Below are 11,258 nucleotides of genomic sequence, written 5' to 3'. Positions count from 1 at the left end.
AATCCACCTGACGCTAACGCCACCCCGTTCATCATGGCGGAATGGCAGACGCGCTCCCCCTCCGACCGCCGCCGCCGCGTCTGGACGATGCCTGCGCATTGTTCCTGGACGTGGACGGCACTCTCATCGCCTTTGCCGAACGCCCCGACCAGGTGCAGTTGCTGCCCGAGGTGCGTGAGGCGATCGGCCGCCTGCACCAGCGCCTCGGTGGCGCGGTGGCGCTGGTCAGCGGACGTCCGCTGACGCAGCTCGACGCCTTGTTCGCGCCGCTGCGGCTGCCCGCCGCCGGCCTGCACGGCCACGAACTGCGCAGCGACGCCGACGCGCAGGCGGCGATGCCCGCCGATACCTCCGAGTTTCTGCATGCGCTGCATGCGCGTGCCGCGCATCTGCGGCAGGCGCATCCGGGCGTGCTGGTGGAAGACAAGGGCGCCAGCGTGGCCCTGCATTGGCGGGCAGCGCCGAGCGCTGCGGAGGCGGTCCTGGCGTTCGCCGACGAACAGATCGCCGACCTGCCCGGCTACCGCCTGCAGCCCGGCGACCACGTGGTCGAGTTCGTGCCCGAAGGCAGCGACAAGGGCGTGGCGTTGACCACGCTGCTGCAGCAACCGCCGTTCCGCGGACGCCGCCCGGTGTTCGTCGGCGACGATCTCACCGACGAATTCGGCTTCGCCGCGGCCAACCAGGCCGGCGGCTGGAGCGTGCTGGTCGGCACCCGCGCCGACAGCGTCGCCACCTATGCGCTGCCCGATCCACGCGGCGTACACGCCTGGCTGCGCGATAACGCCGGATGAGGCCAGCGCAACGCCCGTTCGTCCGCGCCCCGTGGCCGTTTCCCCCACTGCTTCCGCACAAGGACCCGTCCGCTCCATGAGTTCCCCCAATCTCGACCTCGGCGTCATCGGCAACGGCAGCTTCGGCGCCCTGATCGACAAACGGGCCAGCGTGGTGTGGAGCTGCCTGCCGGCCTTCGACGGCGACCCGGCGTTCTGCGCCCTGCTCTCCCCGCGCGCGCATCCTGGCGGCGATTTCAGCATCGAACTGGAAGACTTCGTCGACAGCGACCAGCACTACCTGGCCAACACCGCGATCCTGCGCACCGTGTTGCGCGACGCCCATGGCGGCGCGGTGGAGGTGATCGACTTCGCGCCGCGCTGGCGCAACCACGGCCGCTTCTACCGCCCGGTCAGCATCATCCGCCAGGTGCGGCCGCTGGCCGGCAACCCGCGCATCCGCGTGCTGGCCAGGCCGCTGGCCGACTGGGGCGCGCGCCAGCCGGAGAGCACCTGGGGCAGCAACCACGTGCGCTGGCTGCTGCCGGATTTCACCCTGCGCCTGACCACCGACGTGCCGGTGCGCTTCATCCGCGACGAACTGCCGTTCGTGCTCAACCACCCGGTCAACCTGATGCTGGGCGTGGACGAATCGCTGACCCGCTCGCTGACCGGCTACATCCAGGAAGCGCAGGAACGCACCGAGGAATACTGGCGCGAGTGGGTGCGCTACCTGTCGGTGCCGCTGGACTGGCAGGACGCGGTGATCCGCAGCGCGATCACCCTGAAGCTGTGCCAATACGAGGACAGCGGCGCGATCATCGCGGCGATGACCACCTCCATCCCGGAAGCGCCGGACACCCCGCGCAACTGGGACTACCGCTACTGCTGGCTGCGCGACGCCGCCTTCGTGGTGCGCGCGCTGAACCGGCTCGGCGCCACCCGCACCATGGAGCAGTTCCTCGGCTACATCTTCAACATCGCCACCACCGACGGCAGCCTGCAGCCGCTGTACGGCATCGGCTTCGAGGCGGCGCTGGAGGAACACGAGGTCGAATCGCTGGCCGGCTACCGCGGCATGGGCCCGGTGCGCCGCGGCAACCTGGCCTGGATCCAGAAGCAGCACGACGTGTACGGCAGCGTGGTGCTGGCCTCCACCCAGCTGTTCTTCGACCTGCGCCTGAAGGATCCCGGCGACACCCACACGTTCCTGCGCCTGGAACCGCTGGGCGAGCGCGCCTTCGAACTGCACGACGTGCCCGACGCCGGCCTGTGGGAGTTCCGCGGCCGCGCCGAGGTGCACACCTACACCAGCGCGATGTGCTGGGCCGCCTGCGACCGCCTGGCCAAGATCGCCGCGCGGCTGGGCCTGGAAGACCGCGTGGCGTACTGGCGCGAGCGCGCCGAGCGCATCCACGCACGCGTGCTCGCCGAGGCCTGGAGCACGGAGCTGGGCCACTTCACCGACACCTTCAACGGCCACCGGCTGGACGCCTCGCTGCTGTTGCTGGCCGACATCGGGTTCATCGCCCCGGACGATGCGCGCTTCATCGCCACGGTCGAGGCGATCGGCCGCGACCTGAAGCATGGCGATGCGCTGTACCGCTACGTGGCGCCGGACGACTTCGGCGAACCGGAGACCAGCTTCACCATCTGCACGTTCTGGTACATCGACGCCCTGGCCGCGATCGGCCGCAAGGAGGAGGCGCGCGAGCTGTTCGAGCGCATCCTCGCCCGGCGCAATCACCTGGGCCTGCTGTCGGAGGATCTGGCCTTCGACAACGGCGAAGCCTGGGGCAATTTCCCGCAGACCTATTCGCATGTCGGCCTGATCATCGCCGCCATGCGCTTGTCGCGCAGTTGGCAGGAGGCGTCATGAGCAGATTGGTGGTGGTATCCAACCGTGTGGCCTTGCCCGGCGAGAACCGCGCCGGCGGCCTGGCGGTGGGCTTGCTGGCGGCGCTGAAGGAGCGCGGCGGCGTATGGTTCGGCTGGAGCGGCAAGACCGTGCGCGGCGACAGCGGCGCGATGCACGAACAGACCCAGGGCGATATCCGCTTCGTCACCATGGATCTGAATCGCGCCGACCTGGACGCGTACTACAACGGCTTCGCCAACCGCACGCTGTGGCCGCTGCTGCACTTCCGCCTGGACCTGGTCGACTACGACCGCGCCACACGCGAGGGCTACCGCCGGGTCAACGCCATGTTCGCCGACAAGCTCGCGCCGCTGCTGCGCGAGGACGACACGGTGTGGATCCACGACTATCACCTGATCCCGCTGGCCTCGCTGCTGCGCGAGCGCGGCATCGGCTGCCGCATCGGCTTCTTCCTGCACGTGCCGTTCCCCTCGGCCGACCTGATCCAGGCACTGCCGGACCATGCGCGGCTGTTCTCCGGCTTCTACGCCTACGACCTGATCGGCTTCCAGACCCGCCGCGACGTCGACCGCTTTCAGGCCTACGTGCGCCTGTTCGGCGGCGGCAAGGTGATCAAGGACGGCGTGCTGGAAGCGCCGGGCGGACGCAGGTTCCGCGCGGCCATGTTCCCGATCGGCATCGACACCGAACTGATCGCGCAGCAGGCGCGCGCGGCGATGTCCAAGCCGGCGGTGCGCGACCTGCGCAGCAGCCTGCGCGATCGCCAACTGGCGATCGGCGTGGACAGGCTGGACTACTCCAAGGGTCTGCCGGAACGCTTCCTCGGCTTCGAGCGCTACCTGGAACGGCATGCCGACCAGCGCGGCAGCCTCACCTACCTGCAGATCGCGCCGGTCTCGCGCGGCGACGTCACCGAGTACAAGCAGTTGCGCAACCAGCTCGAGCAGATCGCCGGTCACATCAACGGCGGCCACGCCGAGCCGGACTGGACGCCGCTGCGCTACGTCAACCGCAACTTCACCCACGCCACCCTGACTGGCTTCTATCGCGCCGCACAGGTCGGCCTGGTGACGCCGCTGCGCGACGGCATGAACCTGGTGGCCAAGGAGTACGTGGCCGCGCAGGATCCGGAGAATCCCGGCGTGCTGGTGCTGTCGCTGCTGGCCGGCGCCGCCGACGAACTGAAGGAAGCGCTGCTGGTCAATCCGCACGACCTGGACGGCGTCGCCGACGCCATCGCCACCGGCGCGTCGCTGCCCAAGGCCAAGCGCATCGAACGCTGGCAGGCGATGATGGATCACCTGCGCAAGCACGACATCAACGCATGGCGCCAGCGCTATCTGCAGGCGCTGGAGAGCGTGCGCTAGCGGCGGCACACGCGTTGCACCACGCGGCGCGCTGCGCCTGCGCGCCGTGCGATCCTGCCTTGCAGGCCATGCGGCATCCGCCATGGCGCGGCATGGCGCGGCATGGCGCAGTGTTCCGTGTCCCGTCGCGGCCCGACTAGCTACGTTGCCTAACATAGCCGCCACGCGCCGCGCCGGCTGATCTGCTTGCCGAGGCCACCGCAGCGCGATCGCTGCTTCGGGATGCACGTCGCGCTTGCGGCCGCCCGCGCCGCGTCCCAGGCGCGGCCCTGCGTCGATCGCCTGCTGCGCCGCAGCACATCATCACGCCTTCGGCGCTCTGCCTTATGCGTTCAGTCCATATAAAGTTTCCGACGAACGGCAGGTGAAGGCGATCAAGCCGGCACGGTGATATGCCGATACTGGATCACCCCCCACGCGATCGCACCGCCCTCGCGGCGTTGCCCGTTGTTTCCCAGCCGGTGCAGACCATGCCCTCGCCAACCGCCGTTCTCCGCCCCACCCCCTCCTGGCTACGCCCGCGTTCGGCGCTGCTTGCTGTCTCTCATGTCCTGGTCCTGCTGGCGCTGGCCGGCTATGCGTTGCACGTCGGCCGCACGGTGGGAGCCAACGGATCGGCATTGCCGCGTTTGCTGCCGGCGCTGCTGGTCGCCGTGGCCGCCGCCGCGGCACTGGTCTGGCTCGGCAGACGCAGCGCGCCACGCGCCCTGGAACACGCCACGCAGGCGCTGCAGGCACTGGGCGAAGGCCGCTTCGAGCAGCGTGTGGAGGTGCTCGGGGACACGGCCGAGGTGGCGCTGTTGCGTGCGCTGCAGAACGCGCAACAGGCGCTGGCGGCGCGCCAGGCGCAGACCGAGGCGGAACTGCGCCACGGCCGTTTCGTGATCCAGGCGCTGGACGATCTCGACACCATGGTGCGTATCGCCGACGACGATGGCCGCGTGCATTTCGCCAACCGCAAGCTGCTGCAGATGCTGCGCACCATCGAACCGGACGTGCAGCGCTTCCGCCCCGAATTCCGCGCCGAACAGTTCGTCGGCGGCAGCATCGGCGACATCTATCCGGACAGCCAGGCGGCGATCGATCGCATGCGCGCGCTGACCGGCTCCAAGCGCGTGCGCGCGCCGTTCTTCGGCCGCCAGATCGATTTCGTGTACAGCCCGATCGACGATGCCGACGGCCGCCGCCTGGGCACCATCGCGCAATGGGAAGAGGTGACCGCGCAGGTCAACGCCGAACAGGCGTTGGCCACGGTGATCGAGGCGGCCGCGCACGGCGATTTCAGCCAGCGCATCGAGACCGCGGCGATGGACGGCGTCCTCAAGTCGCTGGCCGAGGGCGTCAACCGCATTTCCGATGGGGTGGAGAGCAACCTGGCGCAACTGGCCGGAGCGCTGGCGGCGCTGGCCGAAGGCGACCTCACCCACCGCGTCGACGGCCAGGCGCAGGGGGTGTTCGCGCGCTTGCGCGAGGACACCAACCGCACCGTCGCCAAGCTCACCGAAATCATCGTCGGGATCCAGGAGTCGGCCGACACGATCCGCCGCGCCGCCTCGGAGATCGCCGCAGGCAATACCGACCTGTCCGACCGCACCGAACAGCAGGCGGCGAGCCTGGAGGAGACCGCCAGCTCGATGGAAGAGTTGACCTCGGCGGTGAAGCAGAACGCCGACAACGCGCAGCAGGCCAACGGCCTGGTGCAGAACACCGGCGAGGTCGCCCGTTCCGGCGGCCAGGTGATGGACGAGGTGGTGGCGACGATGCGCGCGATCAGCACGTCCTCGCAGCGCATCGGCGAGATCATCGGCGTGATCGACGGCATCGCCTTCCAGACCAACATCCTGGCGCTCAACGCCGCGGTGGAAGCGGCGCGCGCCGGCGAACAGGGCCGCGGGTTCGCCGTGGTCGCCTCGGAGGTGCGGTCGCTGGCGCAGCGCTCGGCCGATGCGGCCAAGGAGATCAAGGACCTGATCGAAGCGTCCACGCGCACCGTCGGCGAAGGCGCCGCGCTGGTCAACCGCGCCGGCGCCACCATGCACGAGATCGTCGGTTCGGTGCAGCGGGTGACCGGCCTGATCGGCGAGATCAGCGCCGCCAGCGGCGAGCAGTCCAGCGGCATCGAACAGGTCAACCGCACCGTGGCGCAACTGGACGAGGTGACCCAACGCAACGCCGCCCTGGTCGAGGAAGCCACCGCCGCCGCGCGCAGCATGGAGGAGCAGGCCGGCGGCCTGGCTGCGGCGGTCGCGGTGTTCCGGATCGAGACGGGACAAGGGCGGCCGGGCGGCAGCAATGTCACCCCACTGCTGCGCCGTACCTACTGAGGCGACGCACGCGACGACCGCCCGCCCCGTCCAGGATCAGGCAAAGCGCATGAATTGCTGGAGCAGGAACTGCAACTGGCTGGCGCGGGTGGGAAACTCGCTCTGAGGAAAGTACCCGGTGTCGGTATTGATCACCGTCACGACCTCATCGCCATTGGGCGCTTGCGAAACGAAGGATTGCTGGGCCTGCCCGAGCAGCATCAATTGCCCCAGCACGTGCGGGTAGTAATCGGCATAGAACCGCTCCACCGCCTCGCGCGTGGCGAAGGCATGACCGGCATGGGCCTTCCTGCTGGGGCCGGTCGCATCGACCACCTTCAACGGCTTGTACACGTTGCCGGTCTTTTGCTTGTCGCCGCCCCACACCGTTCCGGCCAAGGCGCCCTCGTTGACGAAGACGACGGCGTCGTTCAACTCCAGCGGCTGGGCGGTATTCTGCTGGATGATCTCGTCGGTGCGACGCGCGACCAGTTTCAGGCGTTCGATGCTGGCGGCGATGTCGGCCGCGCTTGCGCCGAGTTCGCGATACAGCGCCACATTCTGGATGTTCTGCGCGAAGGTGTCGTCCCGGTCCCAGTCGCCCACATAGAGCCCCACCACGCGCGTCGGCCTTTCGTAGATGGCGAAGCCGGATCGATGCAATGGACGCAAGCGGATGAACGGGCCCGTTCCGCTCATGTAGTAGGTACTGGGCAGCTGCTCGCCGACGAATCTGTAGTTCTTGATATCGATCGTGCCGAACACGCGATTGCTTGGATCGATCAGCCGCGCAGGCGTAGGACTGGGCATAGCGGAACTCCTCTCGGGCGGGTGTGGGAGCGTGGAAACGGGGGGCACCACGGTGTTATCTACCAAGGAGGCTGACGGACGCCGCTGCCAGCGGCTTGCCAGCAGAAGCAGCAGAGGAATCTCCATCGTTGCCGGTCCGATCGCGTGGGTGGCCCGTCCGTCAAGAACGGCCACCGCAGGCACTTGTGAACCCGCGGCGATGGGCTCGCGCGAGGAAACAGCCGATCAGACGCGCCGCGCGCGTCGTGCTCACTCCAGAAAGCGCGAGCGCTGTTGCGGCTCCGGCAGGAAACACTGCGCCGTGGTACCGAACCAGCGATGGCGGTTGCGCGCCAGCACCCGGTAGCCGGCATCGCGCCAGCGCCGCGGCAGCAGGCGCAGCGACGCGACGCTGCGCCACACCCCGCCGAGCCCGGCGATCACCGCGATCGCCGCGTCCGAATCGGTCAAGGCACCGTGCCGTGTCAGCAGCAGGAACGACAGCGGATCGGCCGGATCCAGGCCGTGCTCGCGCAACAGCGCGCTGCCGCGCGGCGACTGCATCGCCGCAAACCGGTAGCGGCCGCGGCGGTCATGGCGCAGCAGGAACCGCACCCAGCGACTGCACAGCGCGCAGACCCCGTCGAACACGACGATGGCCATGTCCTCCGACGCCGCGGGCGCCGGCGGCTCAGGCCGGCGCAAGCCAGCCCTCGTAGCGGATGAACGGGCCGATCCACGGCAGGCTCACCGCGATCAAGAACGCGTAGCGCCCGTCGCGCTGGTCTTCGCGGCAGTGCACGCCGGCCAGCCAGCGTCGCGGCAGCGGCACCACGCCGAAGGCCCAGGCCCGCGCCGCGCGCCATTCGATGCCGGCACCGTCGATCCGCAGGGCGAATTCGAACACCACCGCACCCAGCCGCTCGCGCAGGCGGCCGCGGTGCAGCCACAGCCGCGAGGGCATGGCATGCGTGCCGAAACGGCGCTCCCAGCGCTCGCCGTGGGCATCGGCGCGAAACACCACTTCCACCGGCGTCGCCGGCCCGGTGCGCGGCAACCGCACCAGCCACGCGCACAGCGGCAACAGCGGGTGGCGGCCGCGCTGGACCACGGCCTGGCCGACATAGCGCGACTGAGACGACGGTGTGTGCAGCGCGCGCAGCACCGGCGGCAATTGCGCGAACGCCGGCCCCAGCACCTGCGCGAACAGCGGCGGTGTCAGGGCGCGATCCACGCCAGCGTCGCCATGCGCCCGCTGCGGCGGTCGCGCCGATAGGAGTAGAAGCGCTGCGCATCGGCGATGGTGCACAGGCCGCCACCGTGGATCCGGTCCGGCGCCAGGCCGGCCGCGACCAGGCGTTGCCGCGCCAGCGCGTACAGGTCCACCCGCCAGTGGCCGGGCCGGGTATCCACGAACGCGGTCGCGGCGGCCGGATCGTGGCGCAGGAACGCCTCGCGCACCTCTGCGCCGATCTCGTAGTGCTGCGGTCCGGCCGCCGGCCCCAGCCAGGCCTGCAGTTGCGTGGGCGGCGTACGCAGCGCGGCCACGGTGGCTTCCAGCACGCCGCCGGCCAGCCCCTGCCAGCCGGCGTGCGCGGCGCCGACCTCGCTGCTGTCGCGGGCGGCGAACACCACCGGCAGGCAGTCGGCGGTCAGGATCGCCAGCACCACGCCCGGTTCGGCGGTGACCGCGGCATCGGCGGTCGGCTCGGCATCGATGCCGGCGCCATGCGGCGGCCCGTCGAAACGCAGCACCTGCACGCCGTGCACTTGCCGCAGCCAGTGCGGCGGCGTCGGCAGCGCCAGTCGCGCGGCCAACTCGTCGCGGTTGCGCTGCACCGTGGCCGGGTCGTCGCCGTCGGCGGCGCTGCGGTTGCCGAGGTTGAAGCGGTCGAACGGCGGCTGCGAGGCGCCGGCGCCGGTGCCGGTGCGCAGGGTGGTCAGGGCGCGGACCCGCGGCGGTGCCGGCCAGTCGGCCGGCAGGGCGAAGTCGCTCATTGGCCGCGCCCTCGCCCGACATCGGCCGACATGCCACCAGCCTGGCGCCGCCGGCCGCCGCGCGAAATGCAGTCGCGCGCGAGGGCGTGGGAAACCGGGCTCCCGGCCATGCTCAGCGCCGCGCCCGCTCGGCGGCCGCCTGCGCATCCACGCGCAGGGCGGCCATCAGCTGCTGCAGGTCGGCGGGCACCGCCGCGGTGGCGCGGACCGGCTCGCCGCTTGAGGGATGCTTGAACTCCAGGGTCTCGGCGTGCAGCGCCTGGCGCTTGAAGCCGCGCAGTTCGGCGATCAGCTCCTCGCTGGCGCCCTTGGGCAGCTTCAGCGGGCCGCCGTACAGCGGGTCGCCGACGATGGGGTGCTTCAGGTGCGCCATGTGCACGCGGATCTGGTGGGTGCGGCCGGTCTCCAGGCGGCATTCCAGGGCCGTGTGGGCGCGGAAGCGCTCGCGCAGCCGGTAGTGGGTGACCGCGTCGCGGCCGTCCTCGCGCACCGCCATGCGCAGGCGGTCGCGCGGATGGCGGTCGATCGGCGCATTGGCGGTGCCGCCGGAGACCAGCGCCCCGACCACCACCGCCAGGTATTGCCGGTGCACGTCGCGCGCGGACAACTGCGCCACCAGCGAGGTATGCGCCTGCAGGGTCCGGGCCACCACCATGGCGCCGCTGGTGTCCTTGTCCAGGCGATGCACGATGCCGGCGCGCGGCAGCGCCGACAGCCCCGGGTCGCGGTACAGCAAGGCATTGACCAGGGTGCCGCTGGGGTTGCCGGCGCCCGGGTGCACCACCAGCCCGGCCGGCTTGTTCAGCACGATGACCTGGTCGTCCTCGTACAGCACCTCCAGCGGGATGTCCTCGGGCAGGGCGTGGGTCTGGGTGTCCAGCACCGCATGCAGGCTGGCGATCTCGCCGCCGCGCAGCGCATCGCGCGGCCGCGCCGGGGCGCCGTCGAGCAGGGCGTCGCCGGATTTGATCCATTCGGCCAGGCGCGAACGCGAGTATTCGGGGAACAGTTCGGCCAGCACCGCGTCGAAGCGGCGACCGGCGGCGTGATCGGGGACGCGCGCCTGGCGCGGGCCGTCGCTGACGGCGTCCTCGGGGAGATCCGGGGGGGTATGGGGCATGGCAGGGGCACGGCTTGGGTCGGAAAAAGGGGGTCGCGGCGGCCATAGTCAGTCGCAGGACAGGCCACTAGGCTATCATCGCCCCTTCGTATTCCTGCCCTGCCGCGCCCGAACCCATGATCCGACGCTCCGTCCCGCTGTCCGCGCACGTCCGTTTCATCGCCCTGCTGCTGGTCACGCTGGTCGTGGCGACGGGTTGCCACCGTCAGAAGAAGAACCCCGAAGAAGGCATGCCGGTCGAGCAGCTCTACCAGAAGGCGCATGCGCAGATGGAGAGCGGCAACTGGGCCGGCGCCGAGAGCAGCTTCAAGCGGCTGATCGCGCAGTACCCGTACGGCAACTACACCGAGCAGGCGATGATCGAAAGCGCCTACGCCCAGTACAAGGCCGGCAAGCACGACGACGCGGTGTCGACCATCGACCGCTTCATCCGCACCTACCCGACCCAGCGCAACATCGCCTACATGTACTACCTGCGCGGGCTGTCCAACTCCAACCGCGACACGGTGTTCCTGCGCCGGGTGTGGTCGCTGGATCCCAGCCGCCGCGACCTGTCCACCCCGCAGCAGGCCTACGCCGACTTCAACACCGTCGCCGAGCGCTACCCCAACAGCCGCTACGCCGCCGACGCGCGCGCGCGCATGATCGCCCTGCGCAACGTATTCGCCCAGCACGAGCTGGACAACGCGCTGTACTACCTGCGCCGCGATGCCTGGGTGTCGGCCGCCTCGCGCGCCACCTACCTGCTCGAGACCTACCCGCAGAGCGCCTACCAGAACGACGCGGTCGCGGTGCTGGCCGATGCCTACACCCATCTGGGCAACAAGACCCTGGCCGCCGACGCGCGCCGCGTGCTCGAGCTCAACGACCCGCAGCACCCGTGGCTGACCGGCAACTGGCCGAAGTACCCGTGGATGATCCGCAAGCTCAATCCGTTCGCCGGCGAGAAGTCCGCCGCCACCGGACAGTCGAATTCGCAGATGCAGCGCTGATCCACCGCGCCGACACGATGCACACCGACAGGGGCCG

Annotated in this window: 10 protein-coding genes; 5 read left to right on the top strand and 5 right to left on the bottom strand. The window is 70.1% G+C overall.

Annotation, left to right across the window (positions count from 1 at the left end):
• Window positions 1-41: 41 nt before the first annotated feature.
• The 4 genes from otsB (at window position 42) to RAB70_RS09165 (ending at window position 6,343) form a co-directional block, all read left to right on the top strand.
• Window positions 42-794, top strand: a complete 753-nt coding sequence (otsB, locus tag RAB70_RS09180; RefSeq protein ID WP_148828981.1) for a trehalose-phosphatase — start codon at window positions 42-44, stop codon at window positions 792-794.
• A gap of 76 nt (window positions 795-870) precedes the next feature.
• The gene (locus tag RAB70_RS09175; protein WP_148828982.1) at window positions 871-2,652 is read left to right on the top strand and encodes a glycoside hydrolase family 15 protein; all 1,782 of its coding nucleotides are present in this window, start codon (window positions 871-873) and stop codon (window positions 2,650-2,652) included.
• Window positions 2,649-4,019: an alpha,alpha-trehalose-phosphate synthase (UDP-forming) gene (gene otsA, locus RAB70_RS09170; protein WP_017916188.1), complete on the top strand. Its 1,371-nt coding sequence runs from the start codon at window positions 2,649-2,651 to the stop codon at window positions 4,017-4,019. The genes RAB70_RS09175 and otsA overlap by 4 nt, the downstream gene beginning before the upstream one ends.
• Window positions 4,020-4,489: 470 nt before the next feature.
• Window positions 4,490-6,343, top strand: a complete 1,854-nt coding sequence (locus tag RAB70_RS09165; protein WP_148828983.1) for a methyl-accepting chemotaxis protein — start codon at window positions 4,490-4,492, stop codon at window positions 6,341-6,343.
• A 36-nt stretch (window positions 6,344-6,379) separates the two neighbouring features.
• Here RAB70_RS09165 and RAB70_RS09160 read toward each other — a convergent pair whose 3' ends face one another.
• The 5 genes from RAB70_RS09160 to rluD form a co-directional block, all read right to left on the bottom strand.
• Complete coding sequence (locus RAB70_RS09160; protein ID WP_148828984.1) at window positions 6,380-7,132, bottom strand: hypothetical protein; 753 nt, start codon at window positions 7,130-7,132, stop codon at window positions 6,380-6,382.
• A gap of 249 nt (window positions 7,133-7,381) precedes the next feature.
• On the bottom strand, window positions 7,382-7,774 hold the full coding sequence (locus RAB70_RS09155; protein ID WP_017909434.1) for a thiol-disulfide oxidoreductase DCC family protein: 393 nt from the start codon (window positions 7,772-7,774) through the stop codon (window positions 7,382-7,384).
• 28 nt (window positions 7,775-7,802) lie between these two features.
• Entirely contained in the window at window positions 7,803-8,345 is a 543-nt protein-coding gene (locus tag RAB70_RS09150) for a DUF4166 domain-containing protein (RefSeq protein ID WP_148828985.1), read from the bottom strand.
• Complete coding sequence (gene pgeF / locus RAB70_RS09145; RefSeq protein WP_148828986.1) at window positions 8,330-9,109, bottom strand: peptidoglycan editing factor PgeF; 780 nt, start codon at window positions 9,107-9,109, stop codon at window positions 8,330-8,332. The genes RAB70_RS09150 and pgeF overlap by 16 nt, the downstream gene beginning before the upstream one ends.
• Window positions 9,110-9,221: 112 nt before the next feature.
• A complete protein-coding gene (gene rluD, locus RAB70_RS09140) occupies window positions 9,222-10,229 on the bottom strand; it encodes a 23S rRNA pseudouridine(1911/1915/1917) synthase RluD (RefSeq protein WP_043091751.1) in 1,008 nt (335 codons plus the stop codon).
• A 116-nt stretch (window positions 10,230-10,345) separates the two neighbouring features.
• Here rluD and RAB70_RS09135 point away from each other — a divergent pair, with 116 nt between their 5' ends.
• Window positions 10,346-11,221 carry an outer membrane protein assembly factor BamD gene (locus RAB70_RS09135; protein WP_017910377.1) on the top strand — a complete coding sequence of 292 codons (876 nt, stop codon included), beginning with the start codon at window positions 10,346-10,348 and terminating at the stop codon, window positions 11,219-11,221.
• The last annotated feature ends 37 nt before the right edge of the window (window positions 11,222-11,258 follow it).

Source organism: Xanthomonas sontii, from assembly GCF_040529055.1.
Lineage (GTDB): Bacteria > Pseudomonadota > Gammaproteobacteria > Xanthomonadales > Xanthomonadaceae > Xanthomonas_A > Xanthomonas_A sontii.
This window is presented reverse-complemented; position numbering and strand designations above follow the sequence as displayed.